This window comes from Arenibacter algicola (genome assembly GCF_000733925.1).
GTDB lineage: Bacteria > Bacteroidota > Bacteroidia > Flavobacteriales > Flavobacteriaceae > Arenibacter > Arenibacter algicola.
On the sequence record NZ_JPOO01000003.1, the window covers coordinates 159,999 to 179,192 of the forward strand.

The following is a 19,194-nucleotide window of genomic DNA, read 5'->3' on the forward strand; positions in this document are numbered from 1 at the left end:
ACTTTAGTCGTTCTTGGCGCTGAAATTTTCGGCCCAATGCCCTCTCACTTTCAATACCTGTTCAATTACGTCCCTTACACATCCATCACCACCATACTTGTGGGAAATGTATTTGGACATTGCCTTTACTTCTGGTACCGCATTTTGTGGGCAACAAGGAATACCTGCCAATCTCATTGGGGGAATATCTGGAATGTCATCACCCATATAAAGAACATGCTGTGGGTTTATATTGTAAATATCCAAATATTCGTCAAAAGGGTCTATTTTATGATGTGCCCCCATGTGTATATCGGTAACTCCCAAGCCCCTTAAACGAAATCTTACGCCTTCGTTGGTACCACCGGAAATAATACAGATATTATATCCTTGTTGAATGGCCACCTTTACGGCATAACCATCTTGGACGTTCATGGTTCTTAACATTTCTCCATCAGAGGTGATCAAAATTTTTCCATCCGTAAATACCCCATCCACATCAAATACAAAAGTGGTTATGTCCTGAAGCAGTTCCTTATAACTTTTGTCCATATTTTTCTCCTATCAATTTGCTTAACAAGCTGTAAATATCCTGATTATTTTTATTCTTTAACAGATTTAAATGGCTTTCCATAGTCTTAACATCATTTCTTTTCGCTGGTCCGGTTTGGGCATCGTAAGGAGCTAGATAATCCAATTTATTCACGGTTTCCTTAATCAAAGGGTTTAGCATGGAAAATGGCAAATGATGTTCCGTACATATATCATGGCCGATCGTAAAAAGATAATTGGTAAAATTATTTACAAAAACTGCAGCTAAGTGAAGCGATTTCCGTTGGTCGCTAGTAATCTCATGTACTTCCAAAGTGATGAGTCCTGCCAATTTCCTTAAAAGGTGCATATCTCCCTTATGTTCAGCTTCTAGGCAGATAGGAACCTTTTTAAAATCGATTGTTTTGCCTTCACTAAAAGTTTGCAGTGGGTAAAAGACTCCTCTATTATTTAGCTGTCCAAGCGATTTTAAGGTTACACTTCCAGAGGTATGGACTACTATTCCCTCTTTCTCCTTTAGATAAGGTGCTACCAGCGCAATGGCATCATCGCTCACGGCTATCATATAAATATCGGCGTCCGCAATTTGGGTGAAATCCGTTCCAGTAAGAACCTTATCCTTAAAATGGGCCAGGTGGCCTTCGTTCCGACCAATTACCTGTAACATATTTATTTCATCAACACCTAAAAAGGCATCGAACAAATGTTTGGCAACATTGCCAGTTCCCAATAATACAATAGATATCATAGTCAAAAGTAATTATTAAATCAAAATTATGGGTTGCTGCCAGATAAGTTTTTTAATAATCTGTTCCCAAGTTAGATGTTTAAAAAAGGGAGTTTAGTAGTTTGAAATCTCAAAAATTTTATTAATGGGGTTTATTCAATTAACAAAAGATTTAATAATTAAACCCTTATAAAAATGTATTTTTGCATGCTTAAATCAAACCTTTCTTGCCAAAATGATTGAACTCCTTAAAAAAATCTTCTTTTCCACACGTTTAACGGCCGTTTTATTTATTGTTTTTGCTACTGCCATGGCCTTTGGGACATTTATTGAAAGCTGGTACAGTACGGAAACCGCGAGAATTTGGATATATAACACCACATGGTTCGAGGCCATCATGGTATTTTTTGTCATCAATTTTGTTGGGAATATTGCTCGTTATAATCTGTTAAGAAAGGAAAAATGGGCAGTACTTATTTTACACCTCTCTTGGATTTTAATTATTCTTGGGGCATTTGTTACCCGTTACATAAGCTTCGAAGGTATGATGCCAATCAGGGAAGGTAATACGGAGAATGTTTTTTATTCGGACAAAACCTACCTCACAGTTTATGTGGATGGGGAAATAGACAACGAGCCCAAACGGAAGATATTGGAGGACGATATATTGGTTACCTCTGAAGCTATCAAATCCAATTTACCCTGGAATTCCGATTTTAACGGACAACCATTTACCATTTCCTACGTGGGCTTTATTGATGGGGCAAAAGAAGGTTTGGTCGAAGATTCCAATGGAAAGGAATATTTAAAGATTGTAGAGGCAGGTGATGGGCAACGTCATGATCATTATTTGGAAAGTGGAGAAGTTAGCAGCATCCATAATGTGCTGTTTTCCTTGAACAAGATGACCGAAGGAGCTATCAATATTATTGAGTCTGATGGTAATTATCAAATAAAATCGCCCTTTGAAGGGCAATTTATGAGAATGGCCGATCAGTTGCAGGGAGAATTACTGAAAGATAGTCTTCAAACGCTGCAATTAAGATCCCTGTACACAACTGCGGGCATGCAATTCGTAATTCCTGAGCCTATTATCAAAGGGTCCTATGGAGTTATTGCTATTCCTGAGAATGAAAAAACTGAGAATGACCTTGATGCCTTGATTGTGGATATTAGCAGCAATGGTGAAACAGTACGCAAAAAATTATTGGGAGCAAAGGGCATGGCCAATTTTTCCGGGGAATTTGAGCTAGGAGGATTGTCCTTTAATATGTCCTATGGATCTAAAGTGTACACCTTACCTTTTGGAATTAAATTAAACGATTTTATTGCCGAAAAGCATCCGGGAACAGAGAAGAGCTATGCTTCTTTTATGAGCAAGGTTACCATTGAGGACGAACGTCCTTTTGATTATGACATATATATGAACCATATATTGGACCACAAGGGGTATCGTTTTTTTCAAGCTAGTTTTCACCCTGATGAAAAGGGCACCGTATTGTCTGTAAACCACGACTTTTGGGGTACTTGGATAACTTATATTGGATATTTTTTACTGTATGCCGGACTTATGGGTATTATGTTTTTTGGTAAGACCAGGTTTAAAAGTCTTGGTGCTTCCTTGGAAAAATTAAAAAATAAAAGGTCCAAACTTGTAGTTCTATTTATTCTGGGCGGCAGTCTAAATATGTTGGCACAGGAAAATGTGGAAGAAGATGGGCATGCACATAACAATATGCCAACACCCCAGCAGATAGATTCACTTTTGCATGTAATAACACCTTCCAAAGAACATGCGGCCAAGTTTTCAGAATTGGTCGTTCAGGATGCCGGAGGGCGTATGAAACCTATAAATACTTTTTCCTCCGAACTGTTGAGAAAGCTTAGTCTCAAGGATAAGTATACCGATTTTAATTCCGATCAAGTATTTCTATCCATGATGTTGAATCCGGCAGCCTGGTACAATGCAGAATTTATAGCCTTGGACAAGAAAGGGGATAATGATAGCATTAGGAAGATTTTAGGGGTAGAACACGGTAGAAAGTACATCAAGGCTACGGATTTTTTCAACGAAAAGGGGGAGTACAAGTTGACATCTTATCTACAGGAGGCCTACGCTACCAATACACCTAACCAATTTCAGAAAGATTTTAAAGCCTTGGATGAACGTTTGGTACTTTTGGATCAGGCATTGGGAGGAAAAATTGTAAAGATATTCCCTTTGCTGAATGACGAGAACAACAAATGGATCTCTGCGGTGGAGTACAGGGCAGGGCAGTTCCAAGTATCGGATTCCCTTTATGCCAATTTTATAAAAAATGCCGTTCCCTTTTATTTAATGAGCCTGGAAAAGGCCGTAAGGAATGGCGACTATTCTGAAGCCGATAAATTGTTGGCCGCATTCAAAAAGAACCAGGAAAATCACGGAAGTGAAGTATTGCCTTCGGAAAATAAGATTAAAGCAGAAATATTTTACAATAAAGCAGATATATATAATAAGCTTTATAAGTATTATGCCCTGGTTGGTCTGTTAATGTTTGTTCTCTTGGTATTCCAGATTATAAAGGATAGAAAGGCGCTTCGGTTCAGCATAGCCAGTATTAAAGTCTTAATTTATTTGTTTTTCATCCTGCACACGCTTGGACTAATTATGCGATGGTATATTTCCGGGCATGCACCTTGGAGCGATGCCTATGAGAGTATTCTATATGTTTCCTGGGCAACTTTGGGTATGGGGCTGCTGTTCAGTAAAAAGAGTGATATGACGGTCGCTGCGGCTACTTTTGTGACCGCTATGTTATTGTGGATTGCCCACCAGAGTTGGGTAGATCCCTCCATAGCCAATCTAGTCCCAGTGTTGGATAGTTATTGGTTAATGATACATGTTGCGGTAATTGTTGGTAGCTATGGTCCCCTCACCGTGGGTATGATCCTTGGGGTGGTGAGCCTGTTGCTTATCATAATGACCAACAACAAGAACAAAGAAAAAATGGATCTTAACATAAAGGAACTTACCATTATCAATGAACTTTCCTTAACGGTAGGCCTAGTTATGTTGACTATAGGTAATTTCTTGGGAGGGCAATGGGCCAATGAAAGTTGGGGTCGATATTGGGGATGGGATCCCAAGGAAACATGGGCTCTGATCTCCATTATGATCTATGCATTTGTAGTTCATACAAGGTTGATCCCTGGTTTACGTGGTAAATGGATGTTCAATTTTCTAAGTGTGGTTGCTTTTGGAAGTATTATGATGACCTATTTTGGGGTAAATTTCTATCTCGTAGGATTGCACAGCTACGCCAGTGGGGCACAGGTTATTACCCCCACTTTTATTTATTACACCGTTTTTGGGGTTATGTTGTTGGGAGCTGTAAGTTACTGGCGCAATAAAAAATACTACGCCAAGTAATTTTGATATAGTGCAAAATTTATGCAATTTTGTACTATTATGAAGTAAAGGAATTATGTTTTTTGTAGACATCATAGTAGGAAGGTTAAGAATTCATGTTTTGAATTCTTAACTATTGATGGTGTTTATTTTCTTCGTATAACATAATTCTTTACCATGCCGGATACAAACAAACTTACTCCAGCTAGATTATATGAGTATTTTATTATTGCCTTAACGGGCAAGGACTCTGATTTTACCACTGGGAGCATCAGAAAGGCCATATTTATGCTTTCCATTCCTATGGTATTGGAAATGCTGATGGAATCTATTTTTGCCTTGGTGGATATTGCATTTGTATCCAGGGTTAGTGTCAATGCGGTGGCCACAATAGGACTCACAGAATCGGTGATTACATTGATTTATGCAATAGCCATTGGCTTAAGTATGGCCGCAACGGCAGTTGTAGCCAGAAGGGTTGGTGAAAAAAATTTACAGGGAGCGAGGGAATCGGCAGTACAGGTAATCCTTTTGGGGATAACTGTGGCCATTATCACTGGAATAATTGGGGCTATATACTCCAAGGAAATCCTTGGTTTAATGGGTGGAAGTACTGAACTTATTCAAGAGGGCCATGGATACACCCGGCTGATGATCGGAGGAAATATCACTATTTTACTACTTTTCCTAATAAATGCAATTTTCCGGGGAGCGGGGGATGCCTCGGTGGCGATGTGGATATTGGTTCTGTCTAACGGTCTCAATATTATTCTTGATCCAATCTTTATTTTTGGATGGGGGCCTATACCCGAATATGGGGTTATGGGCGCTGCAATAGCAACCAACTTTGGAAGGGGAACTGCAGTCTTGTTTCAACTGATAATTTTGTTCTATGGATGGAGCAAGATCAAAATTGGTATTTCCGATATCGTAATCCGATTTAAGGTGATGATGAACATCATTAAAGTTTCTGCTGGTGGCATTGCACAGTTCTTGATCGGTACGTCCAGTTGGATATTTTTAATGAGGATTATGTCCGAATTTGGGAGTGAAGTTTTGGCCGGTTATACCATTGCCATAAGGGTAATAATGTTTTCATTAATGCCTTCCTGGGGAATGAGCAATGCGGCAGCTACTTTAGTAGGCCAAAATTTGGGTGCCAACAAACCGGATAGGGCAGAAGCATCTGTTTGGAAAACAGGCAAGTATAATGCCATATTTATGTTTTCAATTTCAATAATATATTTATGCTTTGCAGAAAAAATTATTTTGCTCTTTAATACCACTCCGCAAGTTGTTGAATATGGCACTTTATGCTTACAGATTATTGCGGCAGGTTATGTATTCTATGCGTACGGAATGGTTTTGACCCAGGCATTTAACGGAGCGGGAGATACAAGGACCCCTACTAAAATTAACTTTTTAATTTTTTGGGTATTACAGCTTCCCTTTGCATATGTTATGGCTATTACATTTAAGTTTGGAGCGGTTGGGGTATTTTTGGCCATTTCAATAGCTGAGATTTTGCTTACCGTATTAAGCTACGTACTCTTTAAAAAGGGTAAATGGAAAGAAATTAAGGTATAAGCTATTTTTGTAACTTTATGCACCATTATCTTAATCAATTTAAACAGAGAGAATGAAACAGCAAAATAAAGGCCTTAATACCATTTGTACCCATGTTGGGCAGTTAGAGGACAAGGAATTCAAAGGGGCCATTTCGCCATTGTATATGGGAACAGCCTATGCCTTTGAAGACATCGATGTTAAGCGTTACCCACGATATTTTAACACTCCCAACCAAGTGGCCCTGGCCAAAAAGATAGCAGCCTTGGAGCATGCCGAGGCAGCGTTGATTTTTGGAAGCGGTATGGCCGCCATCAGCACCTCCCTCTTGGCATTTTTAAAGGCTGGCGACCATATAGTGATACAAAAGATTATTTATGGCGGTACCTATAATCTGGTGGTGGAAGAATTTGAAAAGTATGGCATATCCTACTCCTTTACGGATGGTTTTGGAGCTGAGGATTTTGAAGCCAAAATTCAAAAAAATACCAAAGTTGTCTATATTGAGACTCCATCAAATCCATTGTTGAACATAACCGACTTAAAGGCAGTTGCCGATATTTCTAAAAAACATGGTCTTGTGTCCATGATAGACAATACTTTTGCAAGCCCGGTTAATCAAAATCCTATCGATTTTGGAATAGACGTGGTAATACATAGCGCTACAAAATATATGGGCGGACATTCCGATATTTGTGCGGGTGCCGTAGCTTCTACCGAAGTTAATGTTAAGCGAATTTTTCAACTGGCTAAAAATTTTGGCGGTAGTCTTAGCGATTACACTGTTTGGTTATTGGAAAGGAGTATTAAAACCATGGGAATTAGGGTTAGGGCCCAAAATGTAAATGCCCAACATATGGCGGAATACCTATATGCCCACAAAGACATATCTGCCGTATATTATCCTGGCCTGCCTTCACATCCGGGCCACGACATCGCAAAAAAGCAGATGAATGGCTTCGGAGGCATGTTGTCATTTGAATTAAATGCTGATTTCAATGCTTCCAAATTTCAAAAGTCCTTAAAATTGATAAAACCTGCTATGAGTTTGGCGGGGGTGGAAAGTACAGTGCTTTCTCCAACCTTAACGTCACATTCCCTTTTGAGTCCCGAAGAGCGAAAAAGGCAAGGTATTGCTGATGGTTTAATACGCTTTTCTGTTGGAATAGAAGAAACCGAGGATTTAATTGCAGATATTGAACAAGCCTTGGAAAAGGTGAGAAAGGAAAAGGAAATGGCGGTTTAGATTCACGTTCGCCCAAATTATCGGATATATAGTATACTAGTAATAAATTTGAAGATTTAGAAAGATTATTTGAAAGCTTTCAAGAACAAAGTAGACATAGATTAAATGAAATTAGACATATTAGTATTTGGTGCGCATCCTGATGATGCCGAATTGGGGGCAGGGGCAACAATAGCAAAAGAAGTGGCCAATGGCAAAAAAGTAGGTATCGTGGATTTGACCCGTGGGGAATTAGGTACCCGTGGCTCGGCCGAAATAAGGGATAAGGAAGCTGCAGCTGCTGCTGATATTTTAGGGGTAGCTGTCCGTGAGAATCTAGAATTTGCAGATGGTTTTTTTACAAATGACAAGAAGCATCAGTTGGAAGTAATAAAAATGATCAGGAAATATAAACCGGAAACGGTATTGTGCAATGCCGTTGAAGATCGGCATATTGATCATGCCAAGGGCAGCAAACTGGTAAGTGATGCCTGCTTTCTAAGTGGACTTGTAAAAATAGATACCAAGATAGATGGGGACGAGCAGTGGCAAGAAGCCTGGAGACCAAAATTGGTGCATCATTACATTCAATGGAAAAACCTCGAACCGGATTTTGTGGTGGATGTATCAGAGTTTATAGATGTAAAGGTTAAAGCCATAATGGCATATAGTTCCCAATTTTACGACCCCAAAAGTAAGGAGCCGGAAACACCCATAAGTAGCAAAAACTTTATAGATAGTGTTGTTTATAGGTCCAGGGACCTTGGTAGGATGGTAGGCATAGCCTATGGGGAAGGTTTTACTACCGAAAGATTCGTTGCTGTTAAGAGCCTTGATAGCCTAATTTAGGCCGATTTTTGGAACTGTTTTTTTCCCTTGGGAACGGTGAAATAGAAGGTGGATCCTTCATTTATTTCACTCTTGACCCATAGGGTACCGCCATTTTTTATGACCATTTCACTGCAAAGAGATAGACCCAGTCCTGTTCCCTTTTCATTATTGGTACCATAGGTGGTAATGTTGGTGTTTTTTGATAATATTTGTTCCTGAACGTACTCGTCCATACCAATCCCATTGTCCTTTACAAATACTTCCAGATAATCCGGCCTATCTACATAGCCAATGGTAATATGTCCGTTGTTTGGGGTAAACTTTAGGGCATTGCTCAAAAGATTTCTAATTACAATATCCATTTGATTTTCGTCGGACCAAATTATAGCCTTATTGACTATTAAATTGTCCATGGTAATCATTTTGGTAAATGCCAATTCACTTAGTAAATTAATATTGTTCTCTACCAGAGCGTTTAGATCTACATTGGTAGGGTCGGTAGTGGCTTCCCTCATTTGCGATTGACCCCAAGTAAGAAGGTTGTTCAAGGTAAAGGAAATACTATTTACGTCGTTCTTTAATTTGGGAATAAATTCTTTGAACTCCGATTCCTTTATATCACCGCTGTTCAGTAATTTTAATAGTCCCTCCAAAGCCCCAATAGGCCCGCGAAGATCATGTGCAATAATAGAAAAAAGTTTGTTTTTGGTGTTATTGGTCTCCCATAGCTCCGACTCTCTAAGTTCTAGATCCTCCTTTTGAACTTCGAGTTCCCTGTTCAATTTTTTTAAGATTTTCTGTCCCCTAACAACTAAAAATGCTATGGCGCCCATAATGATAACAAATAGTATAGCAATATAGATATAGAGGCGCTGTTTTGCCAGGGCTTTTTCATTTTTTAGTACCAGTGCTTCCTGCTGATTTTTATGGCTGATTTCTGTTTTCAACATCGTCATACTCATCTTGTTCTCATCCCTGGACAAGGTATCCGATATTTGCCTAAAAATTTCATGATATTTAAGGGCTGAAGCGTAGTCCTCCTGATTTTTATATACTTTATAAAGAGTATTGGAACATTTCTTGACACCCTCCATAGATTTAATAGTCGAGGATATTTCATAGGCCATCATCGCATAATTTTGTGAAATGCTGTCCTTTTCCAATCCAAAATTAGCTTCTGCCATCCCATTGTACAGATCTATTATCCCGCGGTCATCCTGAAGATTTTCATGCAATTCTGCACTTTTATCGTACCAATATAATGCTCTGGTAAATTGCTTTTGTTTTAGGTATACCTTGCCTTTAACCTCATAAGCATAGGCAAGCCAGTCCCATACCTCACCTTGTTCAAAAATTTTGATACTGCGGTTTATTTTAAACAGGGCATTTTGGAAATCTTCTGTTTCAGCATATATGGAAGCCACATTGCTCATGGTCTGGGCCGAGTTTATATCATTGCCTATTTTGGAGTTTATTTTTTCAACTTTTTCGTAAAAATATAGTGCCTGATCATAATCTTTTTGTGTAGCGTATAAGTCGGCCACATTTTCATATAGGATGGACTCCATTTTTCTGTTGCCATAGGCTTGGGCCAGTTTAATATTTTCCAAATAGCCTAGCAAGGCCGTTGAATAATTGCCGATATAGACGTTTTCATTGGCCAATTCATTACCAATTCTCAGGGATAAGTCATGATTATTATCCTTTTTGGCATTTACCAATGCCATTTCATAATTGTCTATTGCTTTGGAATGCTCACCTATATCCGAATAATAGGTTCCTAGGTTGAATAAAGATTCACTTACACCTTTTTTATAATCTATGTTGCTACTTAATTTCTGGGCTTCGCTGGAAAGCAATAAAAGACTGTCTGGATTTAAAAATCTAAGCTTGGCGCCTAGATCCATTAATAATCCAATATATATGGTATCCTTATTGACCTGTTTCTTCTGACTTCGTAAAGTGGCGATTTTTTGACTCAATTCTCCAACGGAAGGTTCCTGGGCGGAGTTGATTCCACAAGAGAAAAGGAAAATCCAGAACACGGTTAATTTTAATTTAATCTCCCGTGAACATATTTTTAATGCTTTAAAAGACATTTATCCTAATTTATCTGTTGATAAAAATATCTTTCCTTTAAAAAATAGTCTAATTTATGTTGTGAAAGTGGGGTTTTTTGTGTGTTTCGTCCAGTATTATGAGTATTTGGTCGATAAATAAGATGGAAAATTATGGTATAATTCGCTATATGAGCATTTTATGAAATGATGTAAAATAATCTAAAATTTATTTTGAACGATAGCACTAAAGATTTATCTTTGCCACCGCTTACAAATGGTGGTTGTAGCTCAGCTGGTTAGAGCATCGGTTTGTGGTACCGAGGGTCGCCGGTTCGAACCCGGTCTTCCACCCAGAAATACAACCCTGTCAGAAATGACAGGGTTTTTTTGTGATTCAATGTTTCGTTTTAGGGGGAACGTCCAAAACATGGATCAAGAACAATTGTTGTGTTTATGCAAATATTGTGGTTAATCTATAAAGGAAGAATTCTAGGATCAAGAACAATTGTTGTGTTTATGCAAATATTGTGGTTAATCTATAAAGGAAGAATTCTACGTTTTTGACTCCTCTGAATTGCGCTCTAAAAGCTTTTATTTTTGCATTGAATGATTCCGCCGATGCATTTGTACTCCTGTTTATAAAATAGTTCAGGATCGACCTATAATTGAGCGATATCGTATTAGCAATAGTATTGAAGGCCCTAAAGCCTGTGTTCTCTACGTCTTTGTACCAATGTGCCAGCTTTGTATATGCTGTTTGTATAGAAGTTGCCGTATTGAATATGTTCCTGAGCCCCTGTACCAGGTCGAAGGCCACCTTTATATCCGGATATTGGGCGAACAATATTTTGCTCCTTTCGGATTGGTTTTGCGTCCAATTGTTGGGCGATTTATAAAGGAGATACCTACTTCTGGCCAAGAGCTGTTTTCTAGTGTCCCCATTGCTAAATTCTTTTGGGACGAATGTCCCGTTCTTTGCCCTTGCTTGCTTTATCTGTTGGTTCTCCCGGTCTATGGCGTCCCACCTATGTTTGATGCGGATGTCCTGAAGGGCCTCCAGTGCCAGCTTCTGTACATGGAACCTGTCCGTTACCTGTATTGCTTTAGGGAAGCATTGTTTGGCGATGGTCTTCATGGAGTTGGCCATATCCAGGGTAATTTCCTTGACCTTGGCCCTTTTTTTGGCCGATATCTTTAGCAGCTGCTCTATGATCGGCTCCACCTTGGTGCCGGAGAATATGGCCACTATGGACCCTTTCCTGCCCTTGGCTTTTTTGTTGGTAATTATGGTGTAGAGCTCCCCCTTGGAGAGTGCCGTTTCGTCAATGGACAGATAAGGTCCCATATTCTCTGGGAATATGAGCCACTGTTTGGCATGTGGTCTCTCCTCCCATTGTTTGAACTCGCTTAAATAATCCCGAAACTGTCGCTGTAGTTTTTTGCCGTTGACCCCATAAAATCCGCCAATGGTATGGCAGTCATTAGCTTTGGTACTGACCAAGTACTTTTAAAAAAGCAGCGAACTCAACGGTCATACGAGTCCCCTGTGCCACTAGATCCCAATCTCTTTGCACGGCTTGGCCAGTGGCCTTGTCCAGCCAACGGCGGCGCTTAATGTGGAGATAAACTGACTTTCCCCTTAACGGAAAATCCTGGACGACGATCTCTTTGTGAAAACCATGGGCTATTAAAGTGCGATGTTTTTCCTCTTTCGGGGTATCTTTTTTTTCTTCAAAATATAAATGAAGCGCACCCTCTTGCATATTATGGGAGACTAGGTCAAAATGGGTCGTTAATACTTCTGGCAGTATAAACTTTAATAGGTCCAATGATAATTCCAATGCGATCGTTTTTCTGCAAAGATCTTATTCTATTTTCAATTCACACACAACTTTTAGGATTGATCCCAAAACATCTCAGATTTACTATATTTACTTCATAAATGGATACGAACGATCATTAAAGTAGATTGATTGCGGATAATGGATATAAATTATATGTCAACTAAATTATTATTCCTTCTTTTAATACTAACAAATAGTCTATTCTCTCAGGTGAATACTATTGAATGGAAACCAGATTATGATTTCAAAATCCCCGATTTTCAAGGCGCAAAAACAGCCATTAATGGGGATATAGACCAAGTATTGGTACAATCTGGAGTTATATTGGATTTTGAATTTCAAATGTCCAACGTTGAATTTATGTTTACAAAGAACTTCAATTCCAAAGTGAGCTGTATATTTAATAGGGATGCAGCAGTGATAATGGCTGCGGATAGTTTGGCGGCAGAAAGACTCATAGCCCTTGTTAAGTTCGATTTTGATCTCTCAGAGCTTTATGCCAGAAAGATCAGAAAGGAACTATATCAAAACAAAAAAACCTTTTCCAATGCCACTTTTTTTCAACCCTATTTTGATAAAATGATAGCTGAACGAGATAAGATTAGTTCAAGGATCTATTCGGAAAGCGATTTTGGCAACGAGTCAGATATATTGGAAAGGGAGCATAAAGTCGTTAAAAAGGAGATCAATGCATTATCAAGTTTCTGCAAAGAGTGCAAGCCCCTAAAAAAACCATAACAAAACTAATTGACCAATCCTTTTGGCCAATCTCAACTAATATAGTTCCATATATTTTTGTACTTCACCAGTTGCGTATAGGCATGGAGTATAACGGGATGCTTTTGCAAACTAATATCTTCCCTTAAAATTTTGAGGGCATGGTACCTAGCCGTTTTTAGAATATCATTGTCCTTGATTATATCTGCTATTTTAAGATTAAGAACACCACTTTGCTGGGTACCCATCAAATCCCCCGGACCACGTAGCTTTAAATCCACTTCGGCAATTTGAAACCCGTCATTGGTGCCTACCATAGTTTCCAATCGGGTTTTTGAATCTGATGACAACTTGTGTCCCGTCATTAGAATACAAAAACTTTGATCGGCCCCGCGACCAACCCTGCCCCGTAGTTGGTGCAGTTGGGACAGTCCAAAGCGCTCCGCACTTTCAATGATCATTACCGAGGCGTTGGGAACATTTACACCCACCTCGATTACTGTTGTAGCAACCATAATCTGTGTTTCCCCCTTAACAAATCGCTCCATTTCATAATCTTTGTCCGCTGGTTTCATTTTGCCATGTACAATGGAAATCTGATAATCGGGCATAGGAAAATCCCGGGCTATGCTCTCGTATCCATCCATAAGGTCCTTATAGTCCAAAGCCTCGGATTCCTGGATCAAGGGATAGACCACATATACTTGTCGGCCCTTTTTAATTTCGTCCCTTATAAATTGAAATACTTTTAGACGGTTGGAATCGTACCTATGGACTGTTTTAATAGGTTTTCTTCCCGGGGGGAGTTCATCTATCGTTGAAATATCCAAATCGCCATATAAACTCATTGCCAAGGTCCTGGGAATAGGGGTAGCGGTCATAACCAAGATATGGGGTGGAATATCATTCTTGTGCCATAGTTTGGCTCGCTGTGCCACACCAAATCTATGCTGTTCATCCACAATAGCAAGCCCCAGGTTATTATAGGCAACCTTATCTTCCAAAAGGGCATGGGTACCAATAAGAATATGGAGCTCCCCATTTTCCAATTGTTCATGAATTAGCTTACGGGCAGATTTTTTGACCGATCCCGTAAGTAGTGCTGTATTGACGCCAATATTCCCAAGAAGGTCTTTTATGCCCATAAAATGCTGGTTTGCCAGAATTTCCGTAGGGGCCATTAAGCAGGCCTGGAAACCGTTGTCTATGGCGAGTAGCATGGTCATTAAGGCTACTATGGTTTTGCCCGACCCTACATCTCCCTGTAGTAATCTGTTCATTTGTGCATTACTCCCCAAATCGGCCCTGATCTCTTTGATTACCCTTTTCTGGGCATTGGTCAGTTCAAACGGCAAGTACTGTTCATAAAAAGTTTTGAAAAGTGTTCCAACCTTGTCAAAATTATATCCTTTTATTTTCTGTTTATGCATTAAGTTCTTGGAAATTAGCTGCAATTGGATATAAAATAATTCCTCAAATTTTAGCCGAAATTGGGCCTTGGCCAGTAATTCTTGATTCTTTGGAAAGTGGATATTAAAAAGTGCCTCCGCTTTAGAAATTAGGCTTAATTCACTTATGAGGCTAGGGGATAGGGTTTCCTTAAACCGGCCTTTGGTCTCCAAAAACAACTGTTGTATAAGTTTATTGGTCACCCTGTTGGTAATACCTTTATTGGCCAATTTTTCCGTGGAAGGATAAACGGGTTGCATATATATTTTCAGGCCTTTTTCATGGTCTTCCCACAGTTCCATTTCTGGGTGTGGCATGGAGAAGGTGCCATTAAACCAATTAACCTTTCCGAAAATAACATATGGAATATTTAGCTTGAGATTTTCCCTGATCCATTTTTGGCCACGAAACCAAACCAGTTCCATTTCTCCCGTATCATCTATAAATTTGGCTACCAAACGTTTTCCTTTTTTTTGTTCAACCGTTTTAATGTTGACAATCTTCCCAACAATTTGGACATCCGAACTGGTTCGCTGTAACTGGCCAATTTTATAATATTGGGTTTTATCAATATAGCGATTGGGAAAAAGATTTATTAAATCCTGATAGGTATGTATTCCAAGCTCCGATTGTAAGGTCTCAGCACGGTTGGGACCAACGCCTTTAAGGTAGACAATAGGCGTTTGTAGTACATTGGAATTCATTGGGATAAACTTGATTATAAAAAGTCCTATTAATTATTGTTGCAAAGCAATCAAGACGACTGGATTTTATGTTGCTATATTTGATCAGACTAAAATAGGGGTTCCTTAATACAACTGCAATAATCTAAAATGCTAAATTTGAAAAAGATTATCCAAGGCTTCAAAAAATGGACAAAGTAATTAATTTAGTTATTTCCGTAATTTTCCGTTGAATGATTTACAAAACAAATGGCATTTTGCATTTGAATATTGCCAATTTTAATAGGATGAAATTTGTCATTTTATTTCTAGCATTGCACTCTTGTTTGGTGGTCCACTCCCAACACCAGGACAAGGTAGATTTTATTCAAGGAAAAGTAGATATAAAAATCGATCCCATGACCGAAACCATTGCGGGATCTGTAACCTACAAATTGGAGGTCTTACAAAAAGTGGATAGCGTTTTTCTTGATGCCCAAAATCTAAATGTAATGGGGGTCAAGCTCAACAATAAAAAAGTAAAGGCTACCAACAACAGCAAAAGAATAGTGGTTCATAAACGCTTTAAGGCCAATAAGACCTATACTTTGGACATCACCTACGCTGCCAATCCCAAACAGACCGTATATTTTTTAGGTTGGAAGGACGACTTACTTGGCAACGAGCAGGTATGGACCCAAGGTCAAGGAAAATATACAAGTCACTGGCTTCCCAGTTTTGATGATATGGCAGAAAAGCTAGAGTACGATCTGGATATCAGCTTTGATAAGACCTACGAAGTAATAGCCAATGGCGCCTTGGTGGCGACCAAAGAACTGGACGGACTTAAAAAATGGAGTTTTGATATGGACAGTTCAATGAGCAGCTATTTATTGGCTTTTGCCATTGGGGATTACCGTAAGAATGAAGTTGTATCCAGTACCGGAGTACCCATTAGCCTTTATTTCTACCCCAGTGATAGTGCTATGGTGGAACCTACCTATAGATATACTACGGCGATATTTGATTTTTTGGAAAAGGAAATAGGGGTGCCTTATCCCTGGCAGAATTATAAGGAGGTACCAGTTAGGGACTTTTTATATGCGGGTATGGAAAATACGGGAACCACTATCTTTTCAGATTCGTATGTAATGGATTCCATCGCCTTTGTTGACAGGAACTTTGTGAATGTAAATGCCCATGAGATGGCGCATCAGTGGTTTGGCAATTTGGTTACCGAAGTGGATGGCAGTAGTCACTGGCTTCATGAAGGTTTTGCTACCTATTATGCCCTGTTGGCCGAGAAAGAACTTTTCGGTAAAGAATATTACTATTGGAAGTTGTACGAAACCGCGAACCAATTGAAGGAACTATCCAATAAGAACATGGGGGAGGCCCTCATTGATCCAAAAGCGGGCAGCCTTACATTTTATGAAAAAGGTGCATGGGCCTTACACGTTTTAAGGCACGAAATAGGGGAGAATGATTTTAGGCAAGGGATTCAACGGTATTTAAAAAAGTACGGGTTTAAAAATGTAACCATTGATAACTTCCTTAAGGAAATGGAGATGGGCACCCACAGTGATTTGTCCGCTTTTCGAAATAGATGGTTGGTTGATAAAAATTTTCCTTTTGATGAGGCAAAAACGATCCTTGTGCGGGAATCGGAGGATTTAAAAACCTTTTTTGAACTTCAAAAAGACATGATGACCAGTAGCAAGGACAACGAATCCATCATTAAAAAATATTGGAAAAGCACAAATTCCGATCAGTTGAAGGCCAAAATAACCAGAACATATTACAAATCCCTATCCCAAGATTTTATTAGGGAATTGTTAGGGAATGAAAGTATGCTGGTTAGGCAAGCATTGGCCACTTCCATAGTGCAGTTGCCACTGGATCTAAAATCTGAATATGAATCACTGCTAAATGATGAGAGTTATGTTACCAAAGAAGAAATGCTGTACAAACTTTGGATAAATTACCCAAATGACAGGGAAAAGTACTTGAATTGGACCAAAGGCATCATAGGCTTTTCAAATAAGAACATTCGTATATTATGGCTCACCTTGGCCTTGCTCACTAAGGATTATGAACCCAATAATACCAACGAGTATTACTTGGAACTGAGTAGATATACTTCCCCAGTGTATACCAACGAAGTACGGCAAGGGGCATTTCAATTCTTGGAACAATTAATAGGATTTTCAGACAACAATTTGTTGGATCTTGTTGATGCAACCCAGCATCATTCTTGGCAGTTTAGAAAATATGCCCGTTCATTGTTGGACCAACTTTTGGAAAAAAAGGAATATAAGGATAGAATAGATAGATTGAGCGTGAAATTTAATAAGGAGGAATTGCGTTATATTAGCAACAAACTGATTTCGGAATGAGAGCAATGGTAATTTCTGGTGGTGGTAGTAAAGGAGCATTTGCCGGTGGTGTAGCCCAATACCTGATGCAAGAACTAAACCACAGTTACGATTTGTTTTTAGGTACTTCTACAGGGAGTCTCCTGATTTCCCATCTCGCCCTACAAAAAATTGAAAAAATTAGGCAGGTGTATACTTCGGTGAATCAGCATAATATATTCAGCAATTGCCCCTTTGTGATAAAAAAGAAATATGGCATTGAGACTATTGGCATCCATCATGTAAACGTGATGAAAAATTTTTTCAAGGGCAGCAAGACTTTTGGAGAAAGTCATAATTTACTTCAATTGATCAAAAACACCCTTTCCATTGAGGAATTTAAGCATTTAAAAAATGGCCCCTTGGATATAGTGGTAACCGTTTCCAATTTGTCGTTAAATCAGGTAGAATATAAATCCATCAATGATTGTACCTATGAGGAATTTTGCGAATGGATATGGGTTTCCTGCAATTACACCCCATTTATGACCTTGGTAAAGAAAAATGGATGTGAATATGCAGATGGCGGCCTGGGCAGTATGGTCCCTATAGAAGAGGCTATTAGAAGAGGGGCAAAGGTAGTGGATGCCATAATTTTGCAAACGGAGGTTACCCAATTGAACAGAATGCCCTCCAAGAATGTATTTTCACTGCTTACAAGTATGTTTGCCTTTATGCTGGACAGGATAGAACAACAAAATATTAGGATCGGTAAGTTTGTGGCCAACCATAATGATGCAATCATTAACTTCTACTATACGCCAACCGTACTCACTACCAACTCCCTCATATTTGAGAAGGAAAAAATGACGGTATGGTGGGAAAGTGGATTTAATTTTGCCAAACATAAAAACTCTGAAACCAACCCAATAGAGACTGGAATTTTATGAAAGCATTAGTAATTAGTGGGGGAGGGAGCAAAGGGGCCTTTGCAGGTGGTGTGGCCCAATATCTGATGGAAGTTGAAAAAAGGGAATATGATATTTTGGTGGGCACCTCTACCGGTAGTCTTTTAATCCCTCAGTTGGCCTTAAACCAAATTAGCAAACTACATAGTATTTATACCAATGTTAACCAACGTTCCATTTTTAGCCTTAATCCATTTGTAGTACGAAAAAAGGGAGACAGGGAATATGTCTCCATAAATTTTCTAAACACCTTTCTTCAATTTATAAAGAGCAAGCGTACTTTTGGGGAAAGCAAGGCTTTGAGAAGAACCATTAAAAAGAATTTTAGTGAAGGGGAATTCCAGAGGTTGAAAAAAGGTCATAAAGATGTGGTAGTGACGGTTTCCAATCTTTCCAAAAACAGAATCGAGTATAAATCCATTAAGGATTTCTCCTATGATGATTTCTGTGATTGGATATGGATTTCGTGCAACTACATTCCTTTTATGTCCCTGGTAAAAAGAGACGGATTTGAATACGGTGACGGTGGCCTAGGATGTGTTGTTCCCATAAGGGAAGCCATAAGACGTGGAGCTACCGAGATAGATGCCATTATCCTGGAGTCCGAAAATATGGAACACAACAAGGTTTTGGGGAGAAATCCTTTCTCACTTATGTTGAGTATTTACGGCTTTGTTTTGGACCAAATAGAGTATCACGATATTTCCGAAGGGGTATTGGCGGCAAAACATAACGGGGTGCAATTAAATTTATATTACACCCCCACTAAATTGACCGAAAACTCTTTGGTTTTCAACAAGAAACTTATGCGACTGTGGTGGCAACAAGGGTATAAGTACGCAGAAGAAAAATTTTCTAGCATTAGTTAA

14 protein-coding genes and 1 tRNA gene are annotated in these 19,194 nt (G+C 39.0%); 9 read left to right on the forward strand and 6 right to left on the reverse strand.

The window, feature by feature from the left end:
* Positions 1–3: 3 nt before the first annotated feature.
* On the reverse strand, positions 4–531 hold the full coding sequence (locus tag U735_RS0110865; RefSeq protein ID WP_031443841.1) for a KdsC family phosphatase: 528 nt from the start codon (positions 529–531) through the stop codon (positions 4–6).
* A complete protein-coding gene (locus U735_RS0110870) occupies positions 515–1,279 on the reverse strand; it encodes a Rossmann-like and DUF2520 domain-containing protein (protein WP_031443842.1) in 765 nt (254 codons plus the stop codon). The genes U735_RS0110865 and U735_RS0110870 overlap by 17 nt, the downstream gene beginning before the upstream one ends.
* A gap of 214 nt (positions 1,280–1,493) precedes the next feature.
* Between U735_RS0110870 and ccsA the strand changes: the two genes are divergently transcribed.
* The 4 genes from ccsA to bshB1 all read left to right on the forward strand — a co-directional run bounded on the left by ccsA (position 1,494) and on the right by bshB1 (position 8,289).
* Positions 1,494–4,670, forward strand: coding sequence for a cytochrome c biogenesis protein CcsA (ccsA, locus tag U735_RS0110875; protein ID WP_031443843.1), 3,177 nt, complete (start codon positions 1,494–1,496; stop codon positions 4,668–4,670).
* A gap of 156 nt (positions 4,671–4,826) precedes the next feature.
* On the forward strand, positions 4,827–6,236 hold the full coding sequence (locus U735_RS0110880) for an MATE family efflux transporter (protein WP_031443844.1): 1,410 nt from the start codon (positions 4,827–4,829) through the stop codon (positions 6,234–6,236).
* Positions 6,237–6,288: 52 nt separating this feature from the next.
* Positions 6,289–7,461, forward strand: coding sequence for a trans-sulfuration enzyme family protein (locus tag U735_RS0110885; protein ID WP_031443845.1), 1,173 nt, complete (start codon positions 6,289–6,291; stop codon positions 7,459–7,461).
* A gap of 105 nt (positions 7,462–7,566) precedes the next feature.
* Positions 7,567–8,289, forward strand: a complete 723-nt coding sequence (gene bshB1 / locus U735_RS0110890; protein ID WP_031443846.1) for a bacillithiol biosynthesis deacetylase BshB1 — start codon at positions 7,567–7,569, stop codon at positions 8,287–8,289.
* Here the strand turns inward: bshB1 and U735_RS0110895 are convergent.
* The gene (locus U735_RS0110895; protein ID WP_083260668.1) at positions 8,286–10,370 is read right to left on the reverse strand and encodes a tetratricopeptide repeat-containing sensor histidine kinase; all 2,085 of its coding nucleotides are present in this window, start codon (positions 10,368–10,370) and stop codon (positions 8,286–8,288) included. The genes bshB1 and U735_RS0110895 overlap by 4 nt on opposite strands.
* Before the next feature lie 237 nt (positions 10,371–10,607).
* On the opposite strand from U735_RS0110895, the gene U735_RS0110900 reads away from it, so the two are divergent.
* Positions 10,608–10,683, forward strand: a tRNA-His gene (locus U735_RS0110900).
* A gap of 162 nt (positions 10,684–10,845) precedes the next feature.
* On the opposite strand, the gene U735_RS0110905 is transcribed toward U735_RS0110900, so the two are convergent.
* Both U735_RS0110905 and U735_RS0110910 read right to left on the reverse strand, forming a co-directional pair.
* Entirely contained in the window at positions 10,846–11,832 is a 987-nt protein-coding gene (locus U735_RS0110905) for an ISAon1 family transposase (protein WP_051891899.1), read from the reverse strand.
* Entirely contained in the window at positions 11,813–12,172 is a 360-nt protein-coding gene (locus tag U735_RS0110910; protein WP_031443165.1) for an ISAon1 family transposase N-terminal region protein, read from the reverse strand. Before U735_RS0110910 ends, U735_RS0110905 begins: the two co-directional genes overlap by 20 nt.
* A gap of 213 nt (positions 12,173–12,385) precedes the next feature.
* On the opposite strand from U735_RS0110910, the gene U735_RS0110915 reads away from it, so the two are divergent.
* Positions 12,386–12,913, forward strand: a complete 528-nt coding sequence (locus U735_RS0110915) for a hypothetical protein (protein WP_031443848.1) — start codon at positions 12,386–12,388, stop codon at positions 12,911–12,913.
* Positions 12,914–12,945: 32 nt separating this feature from the next.
* On the opposite strand, the gene recG is transcribed toward U735_RS0110915, so the two are convergent.
* A complete protein-coding gene (gene recG, locus U735_RS0110920; RefSeq protein WP_031443849.1) occupies positions 12,946–15,045 on the reverse strand; it encodes an ATP-dependent DNA helicase RecG in 2,100 nt (699 codons plus the stop codon).
* 266 nt (positions 15,046–15,311) lie between these two features.
* On the opposite strand from recG, the gene U735_RS0110925 reads away from it, so the two are divergent.
* The 3 genes from U735_RS0110925 to U735_RS0110935 are packed head-to-tail and all read left to right on the forward strand — an operon-like array spanning position 15,312 to position 19,194.
* Positions 15,312–17,399, forward strand: a complete 2,088-nt coding sequence (locus U735_RS0110925; RefSeq protein ID WP_031443850.1) for a M1 family metallopeptidase — start codon at positions 15,312–15,314, stop codon at positions 17,397–17,399.
* Positions 17,396–18,307 carry a patatin-like phospholipase family protein gene (locus U735_RS0110930; RefSeq protein ID WP_031443851.1) on the forward strand — a complete coding sequence of 304 codons (912 nt, stop codon included), beginning with the start codon at positions 17,396–17,398 and terminating at the stop codon, positions 18,305–18,307. Before U735_RS0110925 ends, U735_RS0110930 begins: the two co-directional genes overlap by 4 nt.
* Positions 18,304–19,194, forward strand: a complete 891-nt coding sequence (locus U735_RS0110935; RefSeq protein ID WP_031443852.1) for a patatin-like phospholipase family protein — start codon at positions 18,304–18,306, stop codon at positions 19,192–19,194. Before U735_RS0110930 ends, U735_RS0110935 begins: the two co-directional genes overlap by 4 nt.